At 68.7% G+C, this 18,209-nt stretch carries 15 protein-coding genes; 13 read left to right on the top strand and 2 right to left on the bottom strand.

The window, feature by feature from the left end; genetic code table 11:
• The first annotated feature begins 30 nt into the window (after positions 1-30).
• The 10 genes from rplU (at position 31) to ACIP6N_RS18980 (ending at position 11,691) form a co-directional block, all read left to right on the top strand.
• Positions 31-351, top strand: coding sequence for a 50S ribosomal protein L21 (rplU, locus tag ACIP6N_RS19025; protein ID WP_401816986.1), 321 nt, complete (start codon positions 31-33; stop codon positions 349-351).
• A 14-nt stretch (positions 352-365) separates the two neighbouring features.
• Complete coding sequence (gene rpmA / locus ACIP6N_RS19020; RefSeq protein WP_401816984.1) at positions 366-623, top strand: 50S ribosomal protein L27; 258 nt, start codon at positions 366-368, stop codon at positions 621-623.
• Between the two features lie 121 nt (positions 624-744).
• Positions 745-2,184 (top strand): GTPase ObgE, encoded by a 1,440-nt coding sequence (gene obgE / locus ACIP6N_RS19015; protein ID WP_401816983.1) that lies wholly within the window; start codon positions 745-747, stop codon positions 2,182-2,184.
• A 343-nt stretch (positions 2,185-2,527) separates the two neighbouring features.
• Positions 2,528-4,033, top strand: a complete 1,506-nt coding sequence (locus ACIP6N_RS19010; protein ID WP_401816981.1) for an SDR family NAD(P)-dependent oxidoreductase — start codon at positions 2,528-2,530, stop codon at positions 4,031-4,033.
• 84 nt (positions 4,034-4,117) lie between these two features.
• Entirely contained in the window at positions 4,118-6,277 is a 2,160-nt protein-coding gene (locus tag ACIP6N_RS19005; protein ID WP_401816980.1) for a hypothetical protein, read from the top strand.
• Between the two features lie 176 nt (positions 6,278-6,453).
• Positions 6,454-7,698: a glycosyltransferase family 2 protein gene (locus ACIP6N_RS19000; protein WP_401816979.1), complete on the top strand. Its 1,245-nt coding sequence runs from the start codon at positions 6,454-6,456 to the stop codon at positions 7,696-7,698.
• A 150-nt stretch (positions 7,699-7,848) separates the two neighbouring features.
• Positions 7,849-8,916, top strand: a complete 1,068-nt coding sequence (locus ACIP6N_RS18995) for a glucose-1-phosphate thymidylyltransferase (RefSeq protein WP_401816977.1) — start codon at positions 7,849-7,851, stop codon at positions 8,914-8,916.
• Positions 8,913-9,914, top strand: coding sequence for a dTDP-glucose 4,6-dehydratase (gene rfbB / locus ACIP6N_RS18990; protein ID WP_401816976.1), 1,002 nt, complete (start codon positions 8,913-8,915; stop codon positions 9,912-9,914). The genes ACIP6N_RS18995 and rfbB overlap by 4 nt, the downstream gene beginning before the upstream one ends.
• A complete protein-coding gene (gene rfbD / locus ACIP6N_RS18985; protein ID WP_401816975.1) occupies positions 9,911-10,810 on the top strand; it encodes a dTDP-4-dehydrorhamnose reductase in 900 nt (299 codons plus the stop codon). The genes rfbB and rfbD overlap by 4 nt, the downstream gene beginning before the upstream one ends.
• Positions 10,811-10,896: 86 nt before the next feature.
• Positions 10,897-11,691: a class I SAM-dependent methyltransferase gene (locus ACIP6N_RS18980; RefSeq protein WP_401816974.1), complete on the top strand. Its 795-nt coding sequence runs from the start codon at positions 10,897-10,899 to the stop codon at positions 11,689-11,691.
• 67 nt (positions 11,692-11,758) lie between these two features.
• On the opposite strand, the gene rfbC is transcribed toward ACIP6N_RS18980, so the two are convergent.
• Together rfbC and ACIP6N_RS18970 are read right to left on the bottom strand one after the other, a co-directional pair.
• The gene (rfbC, locus tag ACIP6N_RS18975) at positions 11,759-12,355 is read right to left on the bottom strand and encodes a dTDP-4-dehydrorhamnose 3,5-epimerase (protein ID WP_401816973.1); all 597 of its coding nucleotides are present in this window, start codon (positions 12,353-12,355) and stop codon (positions 11,759-11,761) included.
• Positions 12,356-12,427: 72 nt separating this feature from the next.
• Positions 12,428-14,455 carry a glycosyltransferase family 2 protein gene (locus tag ACIP6N_RS18970; RefSeq protein WP_401816971.1) on the bottom strand — a complete coding sequence of 676 codons (2,028 nt, stop codon included), beginning with the start codon at positions 14,453-14,455 and terminating at the stop codon, positions 12,428-12,430.
• A 484-nt stretch (positions 14,456-14,939) separates the two neighbouring features.
• Between ACIP6N_RS18970 and proB the strand changes: the two genes are divergently transcribed.
• The 3 genes from proB to ACIP6N_RS18955 all read left to right on the top strand — a co-directional run bounded on the left by proB (position 14,940) and on the right by ACIP6N_RS18955 (position 18,156).
• Positions 14,940-16,046, top strand: coding sequence for a glutamate 5-kinase (gene proB / locus ACIP6N_RS18965; RefSeq protein WP_401817373.1), 1,107 nt, complete (start codon positions 14,940-14,942; stop codon positions 16,044-16,046).
• Between the two features lie 143 nt (positions 16,047-16,189).
• Positions 16,190-16,789, top strand: a complete 600-nt coding sequence (locus ACIP6N_RS18960) for a hypothetical protein (RefSeq protein ID WP_401816970.1) — start codon at positions 16,190-16,192, stop codon at positions 16,787-16,789.
• Positions 16,790-16,872: 83 nt separating this feature from the next.
• A complete protein-coding gene (locus tag ACIP6N_RS18955) occupies positions 16,873-18,156 on the top strand; it encodes a glutamate-5-semialdehyde dehydrogenase (protein ID WP_401816969.1) in 1,284 nt (427 codons plus the stop codon).
• The last annotated feature ends 53 nt before the right edge of the window (positions 18,157-18,209 follow it).

Raw genomic sequence — 18,209 nt, 5'->3', positions numbered from 1 at the left:
AGTTCCGTTCCGAACGAGAGTGAGATCTGCGTGTACGCCATCGTGCGCAGCGGTGGTCGCCAGCACAAGGTTGCTGTCGACGACATCGTTGAGGTTGACAAGATTCCCACCGCCAAGGTTGGCGACACCATCGAGCTCTCGGCCCTGCTCGTGGTCGACGGCGACACCGTCACCAGCGACCCGTGGGTGCTGGACGGCCTCAAGGTCACGGCCGAAATCGTGGACCACCACAAGGGTGTGAAGATCGACATCCTTCGTTACAAGAACAAGACCGGCTACCGCCGTCGCCAGGGTCACCGCCAGCAGTACACGGCGATCAAGGTCACCGGTATCCCCGCGGTTGCGAAGTAAGGGACTGAGGAGACATGGCACATAAGAAGGGCGCATCGTCCACTCGGAACGGGCGCGATTCCAATGCTCAGCGGCTCGGCGTGAAGCGCTTCGGCGGTCAGCTCGTCAACGCCGGTGAGATCATCGTCCGCCAGCGTGGCACCCACTTCCACCCCGGCGCCGGCGTCGGTCGTGGCAAGGACGACACGCTGTTCGCGCTGAACCCGGGCGAGGTCGAGTTCGGCACCGCGCGTGGTCGCAGGGTTGTGAACATCGTTCCGGTCGCCGCCTGATCACCAGGCAGTCGCAGAACGGTTTTCTTCGCGAGGCGGACCTCACTTCCCCGGAGGGGAAGCGGGTCCGCCTTTCGCGTGTTGCAGGTAAGACATTCCGTATGTACTGGAGGCAATCCCCATGACCACCTTCGTGGACCGCGTCGAGCTGCATGTCGCCGCGGGTAGCGGAGGCCACGGCTGCGCCTCCGTACACCGTGAGAAGTTCAAGCCGCTGGGCGGGCCCGACGGCGGTAACGGCGGCCGTGGCGGCGACGTCATCCTGGTCGTCGACCAGGACGTGACCACGCTGCTCGACTACCACCACTCGCCGCACCGCAAGGCCACCAGCGGCAAGCCGGGCGAGGGGGGCAACCGCTCCGGCAAGGACGGCCAGGACCTGATCCTGCCGGTCCCCGACGGCACGGTCGTCCAGGACAAGCAGGGCAACGTCCTCGCCGACCTGGTGGGCCAGGGCACCACCTACGTGGCAGCCGAAGGCGGCCGTGGCGGCCTCGGTAACGCCGCGCTGTCCTCCGCGCGCCGCAAGGCGCCCGGCTTCGCGCTGCTCGGCGTGCCCGGCGGCGGCGGTGACATCGTCCTGGAGCTGAAGACGGTCGCCGATGTCGCGCTCGTCGGATACCCGAGCGCCGGCAAGTCCTCGCTGATCTCCGTGCTGTCCGCGGCGCGTCCGAAGATCGCGGACTACCCGTTCACCACGCTCGTCCCCAACCTGGGTGTCGTCACGGCCGGTTCGACGGTCTACACCATCGCGGACGTACCCGGTCTCATCCCGGGCGCGAGCCAGGGCCGCGGCCTGGGCCTGGAGTTCCTGCGTCACGTCGAGCGCTGTTCCGTGCTCGTGCACGTACTGGACACGGCGACGCTGGAGTCCGAGCGCGACCCGCTCAGCGACCTCGATGTCATCGAGGAGGAGCTGAAGCTGTACGGCGGCGGTCTGGAGAACCGGCCGCGGATCGTCGTCCTCAACAAGGTCGACATCCCGGACGGCCAGGATCTCGCCGACATCATCCGTCCGGACCTGGAAAAGCGCGGATACCGGGTCTTCGAGGTCTCGGCCGTGGCTCATCTCGGCCTCAAAGAGGTCTCGTTCGCACTCGCCGAGATCGTCGCCAAGGCGCGCGCGGACAAGCCGGTGGAGGAGGCGACCCGGGTCGTCATCCGTCCGAAGGCCGTCGACGACGCGGGCTTCACCGTCGTGCTGGAAGAGGACGGCATCTACCGGGTGCGCGGCGAGAAGCCGGAGCGCTGGGTGCGCCAGACCGACTTCAGCAACGACGAGGCCGTGGGCTACCTCGCGGACCGGCTCAGCCGCCTCGGTGTCGAGGAGAAGCTGATGAAGGCCGGTGCCAGGGCGGGCGACGGCGTGGCGATCGGCCCCGAGGAGGACGCGGTCGTCTTCGACTGGGAGCCCACGATGATGGCGGGCGCCGAGATGCTGGGCCGCCGTGGTGAGGACCACCGCCTGGAGGCCCCGCGCCCCGCGTCGCAGCGCCGCAGGGACCGCGAAGCCGAACGGGACGACGTGGACCGGGAGTACGACGAGTTCAACCCCTTCTAGGCTCCCCCCGGCAACGCTGAATCACGCGGGCCGATGGGGGTACACGGCATTTCGCCGGTCCGGGCGGTCACGGGTTTCCCGTGGCCGCCCGGCTCGTTGTGGCGGCCGGTAGCGGGGCGGGCGCGCTCCGTATGCTCTGATCCGGGAACCCTGGTGCTCCGGAGTGGATCTTGTGTGGTGTCCTTCACCCGCGACGGCTGGGCGGTAACCACCGGTGCTCTAGACTCCGCAGGTGAACCAGGGGTTGCGGGCCGGTGGCCAGCGGCCGTGGTCCACCTTGCAAGACGATTGCCACGGGTGGGACCATCCCTACATCCTCTGAGCCCGCAAGGTAGGTCAGTCTGTGTCTGCAACTTCCGCGTCCACTCCCAAGCCCCGCACCACCGCCGTCGTCCTGGCGGGTGGCACCGGTCAGCGTGTGGGCCTGTCGATCCCGAAGCAGCTGCTGAAGATCGCGGGCAAGGCGGTGATCGAGCACACCCTGTCGATCTTCCAGCAGGCCGACTCCATCGACGACGTGATCGTGCTGATGGCCCCCGGCTATGTGCCCGACATCGAGAAGATCATCGCGAAGGCCGGCTTCACCAAGGTCACGAAGGTCATCGAAGGCGGCACGACGCGCAACGAGACCACCGAGCGCGCCATTTCCGCGCTGGGCGAGGGCCTGGCCGAGGGCGAGGACCGCAACGTCCTCTTCCACGACGCCGTACGTCCGCTCCTGTCGCAGCGTGTGATCCAGGACTGCGTGGACGCGCTGGACCGCTACCAGGCGGTGGACGTGGCGATTCCGTCCGCCGACACGATCATCGTGACCCGCACGCACGGCGGGGACGGCGAGTTCATCACCGACGTGCCGGACAGGTCCCGGCTGCGCCGTGGCCAGACCCCGCAGGCGTTCAAGCTCTCCACGATCCGCAGGGCGTACGAAGTCGCCGCCGGTGACCCCAACTTCCAGGCCACCGACGACTGTTCCGTCGTGCTGAAGTACCTGCCCGACGTGCCGATCTACGTGGTCGCCGGCGACGAGTACAACATGAAGGTCACTCAGCCGGTCGACGTCTTCCTCGCCGACAAGCTCTTCCAGCTGGCCTCCTCCTCCGCTCCCGCGCAGGCGTCCGACAGCGCGTACCGCGAGCTGCTGACCGACAAGACCATGGTCGTCTTCGGAGGCTCGTACGGCATCGGCGCGGACATCTCGGCGCTCGCCGAGTCCTTCGGCGCGAAGGTCTACGCGCTGGGCCGCTCCACCACGGGCACCCACGTGGAGAATCCGGAGCATGTCGACGACGCGCTCTCGCGTGCCTACAGCGAGACCGGCCGCATCGACTATGTGATCAACACGGCGGGTGTGCTGCGGATCGGCAAGCTGGCCGAGACGGACACCACCACCATCCAGGAAGCACTGAACGTCAACTACCTGGCGCCGGTGCAGATCGCGCGCGCCGCGTACAAGTACCTGGTGGAGACCAAGGGTCAGCTGCTGCTCTACACCTCCAGCAGCTACACCCGCGGCCGCGCCGAGTACAGCCTCTACTCGTCGACGAAGGCGGCCATGGTGAACCTCACCCAGGCTCTCTCCGACGAATGGGCGGGCGAAGGCATCCGGGTGAACTGCGTGAACCCCGAGCGCACCGCCACACCCATGCGCACCAAGGCTTTCGGTGACGAGCCCGCCGGATCGCTGCTCTCCTCCGAGGCCGTCGCCAGGACCTCGCTGGACGTGCTGCTGTCCGAGCTGACCGGCCATGTCATCGACGTACGGCAGCAGGACCCGACGCGCGGCACCTCCGGGGTGTCGGGCTTCGACCAGGTCCTCGCGTCCGTGCTGGATCGCCAGGAAGATGTGTAAACAGCTCCCGGTGACGTCTTCTTCCTCCTCTTCACACGTCCTTTCTACAGTCAACGGTCCGGCACGGTCTGGAGCAGGTACTTCGTGATTTCGACAGCCATTCGCCTCGCCCGGGTGGGCAGCGGATCAGAGCTGGCAGCCGCACTTCTTCTGGGCTTGAGTTTCCCGTGCGTCATGGTTGCCGCGATAATTCCCAACCTCTGGTTCTTCGCGGCTGCCGCAGCCGTGACGTACCTCGCGGACACCTATCTGCACAAGCGCGGCAGTTACCTGGTCAACCGGCTCGCGAAGGTGCGGGCAGGTCTTTCGATCCGCTTCCTGATCAGGCAGCTGCTGCTCGTGCTGCTCATCGCCCGGATGGGACTCGGCGCGGACCGGCTCTTCTACACGACCGTCGTGGCCGTGCTGGTGTTCTACGCACTCCAGGCACCGCACGGCGCGATCGTCACCCTGCTCCGGCTGCGCCGCAGGCTCCCCGTGGTGACCCGCAACATCGACCTCGCGTCGATCCGCATCCCCGACGCCCCGCCGCGTCTGCTGCTGAACCGTTCAGCCGAGAAGATGCTCCACCTCGACATCTTCGCCGTCGCCGGCGTGCTCGTCGCGGTGCAGAGCGGCGACGACCTCTACGGGTACCTGGGCATCGGCCTCACCCTGCTGCTCGCCGTGGGCTACCTCCTCGCGCTGGTGCCGAACCTGCGGCCGAGCCGCATCGTGCCCAAGGCGCAGAAGGTCCTTGAAGCCGTGGACGTCTGGCTGGGCGACTACAAGCCGACGGTCATTCTGTACTTCTCCGGCTCCAAGGAGTCGGCGTACCAGGCCAACATGTGGCTGGAGACGATGGCGCAGCTGGAAGGGCGCCCGCTGATCATCCTGCGCGAGCGGGCCATCGCCAACCAGCTTGGCCCGACGGCCGTGCCGGTGCTGTGCGTGCCGGGCGGTGTGCACCTGATGAACCTGGACCTGTCCACGGTCCGGGTCGCGCTGTACGCGGCCAACGTCGGCAAGAACATCCACATGCTGCGTGTCCCGACGATGAAGCACGTCTTCATCGGACACGGCGACAGCGACAAGCTCGCCAGCGTCAACCCGTACAGCAAGGCGTACGACGAGGTGTGGACCGCCGGGCGGGCCGGCCGCGACCGCTACGCGCTGGCCGAGGTCGGCGTCCGCGACGACGACATCGTCGAGGTGGGCCGTCCGCAGCTGGCGCCGATCCTGCCGTCGGCCGGCGGTACGAAGAACCCCATCCCGACCGTGCTGTACGCCCCGACCTGGGAGGGCTGGGACGACAACCCCGGCAACACCTCCCTGCTGCTCGCGGGCGAGAACATCGTGCGCGGTCTGCTGGAGGCCGAGCCGCCGGTCCGGCTGCTCTACAAGCCGCACCCCTTCACCGGCACCCGCAGCGCGCAGGCGAAGGCGGTCCACGCGCGGATCGTCGCGATGGTGGAGAACGCCGCGAACTCCCGTACGTCCGACGCCCGCTGGGCCAAGGAGAACGCGGAACTGCGGCAGGAGCAGAGCGCGGCGCGGGCCGAGCTGACCCGCATAGAGGCACGGATCACCGAGCTGTCCGGAGTGTCGGCCGTACGCAAGGACGAGGCCGAGGAGTCGCGCGACTCCCAGGCCGACCCGGCGCGGCAGGCGGAGCTGGCGCAGCTCAGGGACGACTGGAACAGCACGTACTGGCGCAGCTTCGGCTGGTGGGAGCACCGGGTGATCAGCGGCGCGCAGCCGCGGCTCTACGACTGCTTCAACGAGTCGGACGCCATGGTCTCCGACATCTCCAGCGTGGTCTCGGACTTCATCGCGAGCGGCAAGCCGTACGCGGTGACCGACTCCGCGGTGCTGGGCGTGGAGGAGTTCAAGCGGCAGAACACGGCGGTGCGCGCCGCGGTGATCCTGTCCAACAGCGCCGAGGAGCTCCCCCAGTTGCTCGCCGCCGTCACCGACCCGTCGTCCGATGGACTGGCGGAGGGGCGGCGCGAGCTGAAGCAGTACCTGCTCGGGCCCGACGAGCCGTCGTCGATCGAGCAGTTCAACGGCGCGGTCAACGCGCTCTCCGCGAAGGCGCAGCTGCGCAACACCACGGTGGAGCAGCGGCTCGCCGCTTCCGAGGAGGCCGCCGCGCCCGACGACTCCGCACCTGTGGGGAGCCTCGCGGAGGAAGGTCTGGAGACCGAGGGCGACGCGGAGAGTGAACCGGAGAACAACGATCTGGATTCACCCGTTCGGGGCTGATTCCGGCACCGGTCATCCAGAGCCCGGCAGGGCGCCTTCGGGCGCCCTGCCGGGCTTTTTCATGCCCGGAAACGAGCGGGGGGACGGGTCGCCGGAACCATGTCGTGACGGGCGTCACACGCCCTGCCGCAGTCCGCAGGGCAACCAACAATCGGTGTCAATTGTCTTGAGTTCTGATGAACGAGAAGACTATTCCTGACGTGAGTGTGATCGTCGGGGCATATGAGGCCATGCCCTATCTGGTCCGCTGCCTGGAATCTGTGGAGGCGCAGACGCTGGGCGCCGACCGCATCGAGATCGTCGCCATAGACGACGGCTCGACCGATGGCACGGGGGAGTATCTGGAGAAGTTCGCCGCCGCGACCGCCATCCCGACCAGGGTGGTACGCCAGGCCAACTCCGGCGGGCCGAGCGGCCCGCGCAATACGGGGATCGGCCTGGCCAGGGGACGGTACGTGTTCTTTCTGGACGCTGATGACTATTTCGCCGAAGAAGCGCTCGAACGCATGGTGGCCATGGCCGACCGTGCCGGTACGGACGTGGTGCTCGGCAAGGTGGAGGGGGTGAACCGAGGCGCTCCGCGTTCCATGTGGACCCGGACGCAGGAGCGTGTCGATGTGTACGACTCGCAGGTGATTTTCACGCTGAGCGCGCAGAAGCTCTTCCGGCGCGACCTGCTGGAAAGGATCGGTCTGCGGTTCGACGAGGGGCTGAAGACCGGGGAGGACGCGCTCTTCACGATGGAGGCGTATCTCCGGGGCAACGGCGTCTCGGTGATCTCCGACTACACCTGCTACTACCTGGTCGGCCGCGACGACGGCAAGCACGTGACCAAGAGCGGCAGCTACACACTGAGGTTCGATTCGGCGGCCGCCCTGATGGCGCTGATCACCGAACTGGTGCCGGCGGGGCCCAAGCGCGACCGGCTGATGGTCAGACCCTTCACGATCGGTCTGATCCAGCAGTTCTCGCACGGTGTCCTGAAGCAGCCGGAGCAGATCAGGCAGCACAAGCTGGAGCTGGCGGCGCCGCTGATGGAGCGTTACTGGAACCCGGGAGTGGCCCGCCGTATCAAGGTCTCCGAGCGGCTGCGGCTGCACTGCGTGGCGATGGGGCGGCTCGATCTGCTCGCCGACATCCTCGCCTTCGTCAAGTCCGGTATTAAGCCGGACGTGGTACACAGGGGCCGCGCCCGTACGCTTTATCTCGCCTTCCCGCACTTCCGGGACAAGGCGGCGGGCATCCCGGACGCGATGTACGAAGTCACCGTGCCGGACTGGCTCGGCAAGCCGGGCCTGGAACGGATAGTGGCACCGAAGGTGGTCAGGCGGCGCAGGTCGCTGGCGCGCCGGGTCGCCCGCAGGATGCGTACGCGTGTGCGGGCGCTGACGCGGGTCAAGGCAGCTGCCGCCGCCGGGTAGGGAGACCGCCCCCGGCGCCGGGGGCGGTCAGTGGAACGTACCGCCGGGTAGCAACAGAGATTAGTAAATTTCGGGAGAAATCGTAGGTAAGGTCCCCCCTGTCGGGCTGCCGCCCGGACAGTGCTGATTCTCAAGCTGGGACTAAAGACCGTGAAGGCTCTTGTTCTGTCCGGCGGGGCTGGTACCCGCCTGCGCCCCATCACACACACATCGGCCAAGCAACTCGTTCCCGTGGCGAACAAGCCAGTGCTCTTCTATGGCCTGGAGGCCATCGCGGACGCGGGCATCACCGAGGTCGGGGTCATCGTCGGTGACACCGAGGGGGAGATCCGTGAAGCGGTCGGCGACGGCTCGCGCTTCGGGCTCGACGTCACCTACCTGCGCCAGGACGCGCCGCTCGGTCTCGCGCACGCGGTCCTGATCGCCCGTGAGTTCCTGGGCGACGACGACTTCGTGATGTATCTCGGTGACAACTTCATCGTGGGCGGTATCACCACGCTGGTGGACGGTTTCCGCGAAGACCGGCCCGACGCGCAGATCCTGCTGACGAAGGTGCCGAACCCGACGTCCTTCGGCGTGGCCGAACTCGACGTCAACGGCATGGTGGTGGCCCTGGAGGAGAAGCCGGCCGAGCCGAAGAGTGATCTCGCGCTGGTCGGCGTCTACCTCTTCACCGCCGCGATCCATGAAGCGGTGCGTTCCATCACGCCTTCCTGGCGCGGCGAGTTGGAGATCACGCACGCCATCCAGTGGCTGATCGACCAGAGCCACGACGTGCGGTCCACGACGATCTCCGGCTACTGGAAGGACACCGGCAACGTCACCGACATGCTGGAGGTCAACCGCTCGGTGCTGGAGACGATCGAGGCGTGCTGCGAGGGCACGGTCGACGAGCACACGGAGATCATCGGGCGGGTCAGGATCGAGAAGGGCGCGCAGATCACCGGCAGCCGCATCGTCGGCCCCGCGATCATCGGAGCCTCCACGGTGATCAGCGACTCCTACATCGGTCCTTCGACCTCGGTGTCCGAGGGATGCCGGATCCAGGACTGCGAGGTCGAGTACTCCATCGTTCTGCGGGGCGCTTCCCTCGCCGGTGTACGCCGGGTCGAGGCGTCACTGATCGGCCGTGACGTCGAAGTCACCCCCGCTCCCCGTAACCCGTCCGCCCACCGGCTCGTCCTCGGTGACCACAGCAAGGTCCAGATCTCGTCATGACGACTTCCACGAGTCCCACCCGCATCCTGGTGACGGGGGGTGCCGGCTTCATCGGCTCCCACTACGTCCGTACGGTGCTCGGCCCGACGGGTCCGGGTCAGGTCGAGATCACGGTCCTCGACAAGCTCACGTACGCGGGCAACCCCGCCAACCTCGACGAGGTCCGTGACCACCCGGGCTTCGCCTTCGTCCAGGGCGACATCTGCGATCCGGAGCTGGTCGCCAAGCTGATGGCCGAGCACGACCAGGTGGTGCACTTCGCCGCGGAGTCACACGTGGACCGCTCCATCGACGGCGGCGCCGAGTTCGTCCGTACGAACGTGGTCGGCACCCACACGCTGATCGACGCCGCCCACCGCGCGGGCATCAAGACGTTCGTGCACATCTCCACCGACGAGGTCTACGGCTCGATCGACGAGGGCTCCTGGCCCGAGACGCATCCGCTGGAGCCCAACTCGCCCTACTCGTCGGCGAAGGCGTCCAGCGATCTGATCGCCCTCTCCTACCACCGCACCCACGGGCTCGACGTGCGGGTGACCCGCTGCTCCAACAACTACGGGCACCACCACTTCCCGGAGAAGGTCATCCCGCTGTTCATCACGAACCTGCTGGACGGCCTGAAGGTCCCGCTGTACGGCGACGGGGGCAATGTCCGCGACTGGCTGCACATCGACGACCACGTCCAGGGCATCGAGCTGGTCCGCACGCGCGGCCGCGCCGGCGAGGTCTACAACATCGGCGGCGGCACGGAGCTGTCCAACAAGGAACTGACCGGGCTGCTCCTGGAAGCCTGCGGAGCGGACTGGGACACCAGCGTCGAGTACGTCGAGGACCGCAAGGGCCACGACCGCCGGTACTCCGTCGACTGCGCCAAGATCCGCACCGAGCTGGGCTACGAGCCCCGCAAGGACTTCGCCGCCGGGCTCGCCGAGACGGTGACGTGGTACCGCGAGAACCGCTCGTGGTGGGAGCCGCTGAAGAAGCTGGCCGCGCTGTGAGCACCTGGCTCGTCACCGGTGCGCGCGGCATGCTGGGCCAGGACTTGCTGGCCCGCCTGGCCGCGGCGGACGAGAGCGCCGTGGGCCTCGGCAGAGCCGCGCTGGACATCACGGACCCTGCCGCCGTCCGCGCGGCCCTGGCCGCCCACGCGCCCGCCGTCGTCGTCAACTGCGCCGCCTGGACGGCCGTTGACGACGCGGAGGCCAAGGAGAGCGACGCGCTCGCCGTCAACGGCACGGGGCCGCGCGTCCTCGCGGAGGCCTGCCGGCAAGCGGGCGCCGTCCTGCTCCAGGTCTCCACGGACTACGTCTTCGCCGGCGACGCGCAGGCGCCGTACGGCGAGGACGCGCCCGCGGATCCGCGCAGCGCGTACGGCCGTACGAAGCTGGCCGGGGAGCGCGCGGTGCTCGACACCCTGCCCGACACCGGTTACGTGATCCGTACGGCGTGGCTGTACGGCGCCGGCGGCGGCAACTTCGTCCGCACGATGATCAAGCTGGAGTCCGTCAAGGAAACCCTCGATGTGGTGAACGACCAGCAGGGACAGCCCACATGGACGGGTGATCTCGCCGACCGGCTGGTGCGGCTCGGTACGGCGGCTCTGGCGGGAACCGCTCCGGCCGGCGTCTACCACGGGACCAGCGGCGGTCGGACGACGTGGTTCGCCTTCACCCGGGAGATTTTCCGGCTGCTCGGCGCGGACCCGGAGCGGGTCCGTCCGACGACCAGTGCGGCCTTCGTACGTCCGGCCCCGCGGCCCGCGTACAGCGTGCTCGGTCACGACCGCTGGAACGAGACACCGGTGGAGCCGATCCGTGACTGGCGGGAAGCCCTCGCGGAAGCTTTCCCGGCCCTGCTGGAGGCCGAACGGGGAGTGGCGACCAGCGGGGCGTAAATGCGTACTCATTGGCCGGAAACCGGCTAAATTCACTGAGAATCAATGACCTCGTTCCGTTTGATTCTCAGCGAAGGGCCACAAACGTGGATCGCCACGGCTTCCTGCGCCAGCTGCACCGCTTGTACAAGCCCCGCACCTACCTGGAGATCGGGGTCAACGACGGCCGCAGCCTGGCACTGTCCCGCGTTCCGTCGGTCGCCATCGACCCGGCCTTCAAGGTCGTCACGGACATCAGCTGCGATGTCCATCTGGTCAAGGCCACCAGCGACGACTTCTTCGCCCGCAAGGATCCCCTGATCCACCTGCGCAACGGCCGGAACCCGTTCCGCGCGCTGGCTCGCCGGGATCCGGCCAACCTGCTCGGCGGCGCCCCGAAACTCGAACTTTCGTTCATTGACGGGCTGCATCTGTTTGAGTTCGCGTTGCGGGACTTCATGAACGTCGAGAAGCACTCACGCTGGTCCAGCGTGATCGTCCTCGACGACATGCTGCCGCGCGATGTCGACGAGGCGGCGCGCAGCCGGCACACCAGGTTCTGGGCCGGTGACGTCTACAAGGTCGCCACCGTGCTGCGGCGCTACCGGCCCGATCTGCTCGTGGTCGACGTCGACACCGCTCCGACCGGTGTGGTCGCCGTCTTCGGCGCCAACCCCGAGTCCACGGTGCTGAAGAACGCGTACGACAGGATCATCGACGAGTTCGTCGTACCCGACCCGCAGGACGTGCCGGAAGAGGTGCTGGTCCGCAAGAACGCCGTCCGGCCGGAGGCGCTGATGCGGGCCGGCTTCTGGCCCGCCCTGGTCCGCGCGCGGAACCTGCGCCGGGGCCGGTCGGCCTTCATGCCCATCCGCAAGCGGATCGAGGACATCACCGGCTGACGGGGGCCACGGACAAGGCCCGCGCGATCCCGGAGAGGATCGCGCGGGCCCATGCGCTGCCCGCGTCCTACGGGCGCGCCAACTCCTCGTAGTACGCACGGCACTTCTCGTACGACGGAAGCAGGCCCTGCTCCTCGGCCTGGGCGAGGGTCGGGGCCGCGGCGTCCTTGTCGGACAGCAGGGGCGCGATGTCCCCGGGCCATTCGATGCCGAGCGCCGGGTCCAGCGGATTGATGCCGTGCTCGCGCCCCGGGGCGTAGCCCTCGGAGCAGAGATAGACCACGGTCGCGTCGTCGGTCAGCGCCATGAAGGCGTGCCCCAGGCCCTCCGCGACATAGAGGGAGCGGTGGTTCGCGTCGTCCAGCCGCACGGCCTCCCACTGCCGGTACGTCGGGGAGCCGGTCCGGATGTCCACGACCACGTCGAGCACCGCGCCCCGCACGCACTTCACGTACTTGGCCTGGCTGGGCGGTACGTCGGCGAAGTGGATACCGCGCAGCGTCCCGCGCTGGGAGACGGAGCAGTTGGTCTGCGCGAGCGACAGCGGGTGGCCGGCGGCCTTGGCGAAGTCCTCGGCTCTGAACCACTCGTGGAAGCTGCCACGGCTGTCCTCCAGGACGGTCGGCTCATGTACCCAGGAGCCTTCGACGGAGAGCTGTCGCATGTGATCGTGCCCTTCTGTTGGAGATGTGGGGGGTTGCGGTACGACCGGTGGTGAGTGCGGGTTCGGGGACATTCAGAGCCGGGCCGCGAGCCGGCGTACCTTCTTGCGCGCCTTCGGTGGCAGCCGGCGCACGAGCGGCCCGCCGATCGAGCGCAGCACGTTCAGCGCTGCCGCCCGGCGCCGCTGAACCGTCAATACCCTGACGAGCAGGGGGTCCACCGCCGCGAGGCCGGTCCGCTCCAGACGGATCCGGCCGCCGCTGCCGACGCTCACGTCGCAGAGCGGGAACGCGGGACTCTTCGGCCCGTCGAGCAGCACCGCGAGCTGCGCCGTACCCTCGGGCGCGCCTGTCACCTGCGCGGGGATCGTGAGGTGGGCGCGCGAGTGATCGGGGCGCAGCGTGGCCGGCGCGGTCCTGCACTGTCCGTCGGCCGATGTCAGGGTCAGCTCGACGGTCCTCGGGCTCGTCGTGGTGGCGGTGTACAGGTCGAGGCGCAGCTCCGGCTTGCCGCTGGGCATCCGGAGCACGGGACGGTCCGCGAGGTAAACGGCCAGCTTCTTGGCGCGGCCCGCGACATCGAGGGTCAGATTGCCGTGCGGGTCGGTGAAGTACGGGATGACCGGGCGGGCCGGTGAACCGAGCATCGCGGGCAGGCACTTGGCGTCGACCTGCGGCGCGCGGTCGGCGCCGAGCCGCGCTTTGCGTACGAGTCCGAGCCCGCGCATCGGCACCCAGATGTCCCAGAAGCCCCGGGAGACCCGGCCGCGTCCCTTGACCGCCTCGCTGGTGACCGTGCCGGAACCGCGCAGCACGACCTCGCAGCTGCCGTCCGCCAGTTCCACGACCTCGTGGGTGAACTCGGCGGGACAGGGCCATTCGACCGCGGTCTCCCGGTTGCGCAGGGACAGCTCGCCCTTGAAGCCGTCCATCTCGTCCGTGACGTCGAGGAGTTCGCCGTCGGACAACAACCCTTTCGTGTACTCCTCATGAAGGAGGAAGCGCCCGTCGCGGTGGACGAGACGCAGCGGCTGCCGGTCCTCGCCGTGCGTGAAACGGCCGGTGACGGTGAGCGCGATCCTGCCGTCGTACTGCCAGTCCAGCTCCTCCAGGCGGGCCGTGGCCTTCACCGACTTGGCGAACCGGGCGATCCGCAGCAGGCCCTGGCGGTCGTCGCGCCGCAGCAGCGTGGAACGCAGCCGGGTGAGGCCGCCGAGCCCGTCGTGCACGCCGTCGTGCATGAAGTCCAGGGCCAGTGGACGGATGGCGTCACACATCTCGTCCAGGTATTCGGGGGTGTAACCGAGAACGCTCGGTTCGCTCAGCCGGCCCAGCATCTCCACGCGGTAGAAGCGGCGCAGCAGCCGGTCCCGGAATTCACCCGGTTCGGTGTTCTCCACGACGACATCCAGCACTTCGCGGAGGTTGCCGTAGTAGCCGGACGGCACGATCCGCGCCGATCCCGCGTTCTGTCCGTCGTCCCGCCTGGAGTAGTAATAACACGTGTAATTACCCAGGATCGAAACGACTTTGGCGGGGAAATACGCCTGCATCATGTACAGCTGGTCCTCCAGGCGGCGCTTTCCCTCGGGGTAGGCGATCTTGTTGTCGCGGAGGAATTCCGTACGGAACATCTTGTGCGGGGTGAGGCTGTCGTAGAGGGGGGCGTTGGACAGGTCGCATTTCTCACGGTTCGCCCGGAAGACGCCGTGCGGCACACCGCGGAAGTTGCTCGCGACCTTACCGATGACGATGTCGGACCCGTTGCGGTGGCCCATCTCGTACAGCCGACGCAGGGCGTCGGACGCCAGGTAGTCGTCCTGGTCGACGAACTGGACGTACTCGCCCTCGGCCTCCGACACGCCGATGTTCCTCGGCTTGCCCGGCCAGCCGGAGTTCGGAATGTGAATCACCCGGAAATGCGGGTGTTCCTCGGCCAGTTTGTCGAGGCGGGCGGGGCTGTCATCCGTCGAACCGTCGTCGATGAAGAGAACTTCGAAGTCCTCGGCGGGGAGCGTCTGGCCCAGCAGGGAATCGACACAGGGGTCGATGTACTTACCCGGGTTGTACACAGGAATGACGACGCTCACTTTTGCTGGCATTGCTGAAATCGTCCATCTCGTTCGTGTTGGCCCAGGGTTCCGCGCGTGGGGGAGCCGCCGCGACGGCGCGCACAGGCGCCACCGCGGCCGGCCGGGCTCTGCCTCGGGCAGCGACAGGTTTCCCAGCCGTTGTTACACCTGACGGACAGTTGTCATCGACATCCGGTTGTGCACGTTGCGGAGGCTTGACGAACACGGTGGACGCCGGGCCAGACGGCTCATGGTACGTAGAGGGAACGCGCGTACGAAGGAAACTTTGTACAACGCGGAGATTGTCGAGAGCGTCCGTTTGCCTTCGGATCACCTCGGAAGCGCCGGTGTCTTGGCCAGTGAAAGACCCGGCCGCGCCCGCGCGTGCTCGCGTACGCTGCTCAGCCGGCGGGCGGCCCGGCGGTGAGCCCGGTGGGCCGAGGGGCGAGCGAGAGCAGAGGCAGAGCACGTGGCAGCGGCACAGGAACCCGGAGCGGGCACACGTCAGGACGTCGTGACCGCGGCCCGCAGAATCGTCGTCAAGGTCGGCTCCTCCTCACTCACCACCGCCTCGGGAGGGCTCGACGCCGACCGGGTCGACGCGCTGGTCGACGTACTCGCCGCGGTCCGCGGTGGCGGCGCGAAGGAGATCGTCCTCGTCTCCAGCGGCGCCATCGCCGCCGGACTCGCCCCGCTCGGCCTCACCCGCCGGCCCAGGGACCTGGCCCGCCAGCAGGCCGCCGCCAGCGTCGGACAGGGGCTGCTCGTCGCCCGCTACACCGCGTCCTTCGCCCGCTACGGCGTACGGGTCGGACAGGTGCTCCTCACCACGGTCGACACCAGCCGCCGCGTCCACTACCGCAACGCCTACCGCACGCTCGACCAGTTGATCAGCATGGGCGCCCTTCCCGTCGTCAACGAGAACGACACCGTCGCGACCGACGAGATCCGCTTCGGTGACAACGACAGGCTCGCGGCGCTCGTCGCCCACCTCGTACGTGCGGACCTGCTGCTTCTCCTTTCCGACGTGGACGGTCTGTACGACGGTGATCCGGCACGCCCCGGCACCTCCCGGGTCGCCGAGGTGCGCGGCCCCGCCGAGCTGGCCGGGATCTCCATCGGCAGTACGGGCAAGGCGGGCGTCGGCACCGGAGGCATGGTCACCAAGGTCGAGGCCGCCGGGATCGCGGCGGCCGCGGGCATCCCGGTCGTCCTGACCTCGGCGAGCCGCGCCGCCGACGCACTCGCGGGCCGCGACACCGGTACGTACTTCCACAGCACGGGACGCCGCTCCGCCGACCGGCTGCTCTGGCTCGCCCACGCCTCCACCCCGCAGGGCTCGCTCACCCTGGACGACGGCGCCGTACGGGCCGTCGTGGAGCGCCGCACCTCGCTGCTGCCGGCCGGAATCGCCGCTGTCGAGGGCGAGTTCAGCGCCGGTGACCCGGTCGAGCTGCGGGACGCGGCGGGGCACGCCGTCGCGCGCGGGCTCGTCAACTTCGACGCGAAGGAGATCCCCCAGCTGCTCGGCCGTTCCACCCGCGAACTGGCGCGGGAGCTGGGACCCGCGTACGAACGCGAGGTCGTACACAGGGACGACTTGGTCGTCCTGCGCCCCTGACTCCGCTCCTGAACGGCTGAAAGTCCCGCCTTCGGGCGGGGACCTTCACCAAAACCGCCCCACGTCCCGCCCAAGGCTGGTCAACTTTGTCGCAGGGGTACATGCGGGGGACAGCACCACGACGCAACAACAGGAGGCCGCTGGTGAGACGAGCGCGCCCGGGGGCGGTGCCCCGAGGTACCGGCAGAAGTGCCCACGCCAGGCGGGCGGCGGGGGAGGAACGGGCCCTGACCAGTGTCGAAGCGGGGGAAGACTTCGAGAGCGCGGGGGACGGCCCCGAGAACCTGAACGGTTCGGAAGGACCGGGCGGCTCCGGCGTCTTCGGCGGCTCCGCGGACTCCGGCGCCGGGGAGTGCCCGGCGCGAGCGGGGGCCCCGGACACCGCCGGGGAGAAGCGCCCGGTGTCCAAGCTGTGGCACATCACGCTCAGCGTCTCGGGCACCGAAGCTCCCCTGGCCGAGGTCAGACGCGGCCTCGAACAGCTCGCCCACGACCACCCGTTCCTGCTGACCAGCCGGTACGCCAACGACCACGCGGAGATCCGCTACTGGGAGGAGGCCCGCGACCTGCACGACGCGGCAGCCGTCGCCCTGCGGCTGTGGGGAGAGCACCGCTCCAGCGCGAAGCTGCCGCCCTGGGACATCGTGGGCCTGGAGGTCATCGACCGCGAGACGTACCACCAGCGCGTCGCCGAGGGCTACGGACCACCGCCCGCGGCTCCGGTCGGCGTACACCCGTTCTGACCGTCGCTCCCGCGTGCGTCGCGGTTGTCTCGGAGTGCGGAATACGAGCGGAATGCCCGCAGGAGTCGCACTACCCTGCGGGCATGACCTCGCTTTCTCCGTACGACAATCTCTCTCCGGTCGCCCGCGCGGCCTACCGGTCGAAGGCGGCCGCCGCCGACATCGCGCCACTGCCGCGCGCGGTCAAGGACGACGCGCTGCTCGCGATCGCCGACGCGCTGGAGGTCCGCACGCACGACATCGTCACGGCCAACGCCGAGGACGTCGCGCGTGCCAGGGAGGCGGGCACCAGCGAGACGGTCATCGACCGGCTGACCCTCACCCCCGAGCGGGTACGGGCCATCGCCGCCGACGTACGGGACGTGGCCGCGCTGCCCGACCCGGTCGGCGAGATCGTGCGCGGCTCGACGCTGCCCAACGGCATCGACCTGCGCCAGGTCCGGGTGCCGCTCGGTGTCGTCGGCATCATCTACGAGGCCCGCCCGAACGTCACCGTGGACGCCACCGCGCTCTGCCTGAAGTCGGGCAACGCCGTGCTGCTGCGCGGCTCGTCCTCGGCGATCGCCTCGAACACCGCGCTCGTACGCGTGCTGCGGGACGCCGTGGGCGGCGCGGGTCTGCCCGCCGACGCCGTACAGCTCGTGCCCGGCGAGGGCCGGGACGCCGTACGGGAGCTGATGCGCGCCCGCGGGCTGGTCGACGTACTGATCCCGCGCGGCGGCGCCTCCCTGATCAGGACGGTGGTCGAGGAGTCCACCGTCCCCGTCATCGAGACCGGCACCGGCAACTGCCATGTGTACGTGGACGCCGACGCCGACCTCGACCTGGCCGTCGGCATCCTCATCAACTCCAAGGCGCAGCGCCCCAGTGTCTGCAACTCCGCGGAGACCCTGCTCGTCCACCAGGACATCGCCGACGCGTTCCTGCCGCGCGCGCTCGACGCGCTGGCCGGCGCGGGGGTCACGGTGCACGCCGACGAGCGGGTGCTCGCGTACGAGGGCGGGACCAAGGCCACGCTCGTGGCGGCCACCGCCGACGACTGGGAGACCGAGTACCTCTCGTACGACATCGCCGCCGCCGTGGTGGACTCGCTGGACGCGGCCGTGGCCCACATCCGGCTCTGGTCCTCGGGCCACACGGAGGCGATCGTCACCACCTCGCAGGCCGCGGCCCGCCGTTTCACCCAGCTGGTGGACTCGGCGGCCGTCGCTGTGAACGCGTCCACGCGCTTCACGGACGGCGGCCAGTTCGGCTTCGGCGCGGAGATCGGGATCTCCACCCAGAAGCTGCACGCCCGGGGCCCGATGGGCCTGCCGGAGCTGACCTCGACCAAGTACATCGTGACCGGTGACGGTCATACGAGATGAGCAGTGAGGTCCGGACGGGTGGCGCATAAGGCGGGGAGAGTTCGGCCTCTCCC

The sequence above is a fragment of the Streptomyces sp. NPDC088725 genome, assembly GCF_044751305.1.
Lineage (GTDB): Bacteria > Actinomycetota > Actinomycetes > Streptomycetales > Streptomycetaceae > Streptomyces.
Note: the sequence above shows the minus strand (reverse complement) of the source record. Positions and strands in the feature narration are given on the sequence as shown.

Excerpts from the sequence above, each read along its gene's own strand:
- rpmA (WP_401816984.1), top strand. The coding sequence starts at position 366 with ATGGCACATAAGAAGGGCGCATCGTCCACTCGGAACGGGCGCGATTCC.
- obgE (WP_401816983.1), top strand. The coding sequence starts at position 745 with ATGACCACCTTCGTGGACCGCGTCGAGCTGCATGTCGCCGCGGGTAGC.
- ACIP6N_RS19000 (WP_401816979.1), top strand. The coding sequence starts at position 6,454 with ATGAACGAGAAGACTATTCCTGACGTGAGTGTGATCGTCGGGGCATAT.
- rfbB (WP_401816976.1), top strand. The coding sequence starts at position 8,913 with ATGACGACTTCCACGAGTCCCACCCGCATCCTGGTGACGGGGGGTGCC.
- rfbC (WP_401816973.1), bottom strand. The coding sequence starts at position 12,355 with ATGCGACAGCTCTCCGTCGAAGGCTCCTGGGTACATGAGCCGACCGTC.
- ACIP6N_RS18970 (WP_401816971.1), bottom strand. The coding sequence starts at position 14,455 with ATGCCAGCAAAAGTGAGCGTCGTCATTCCTGTGTACAACCCGGGTAAG.
- ACIP6N_RS18955 (WP_401816969.1), top strand. The coding sequence starts at position 16,873 with ATGACCTCGCTTTCTCCGTACGACAATCTCTCTCCGGTCGCCCGCGCG.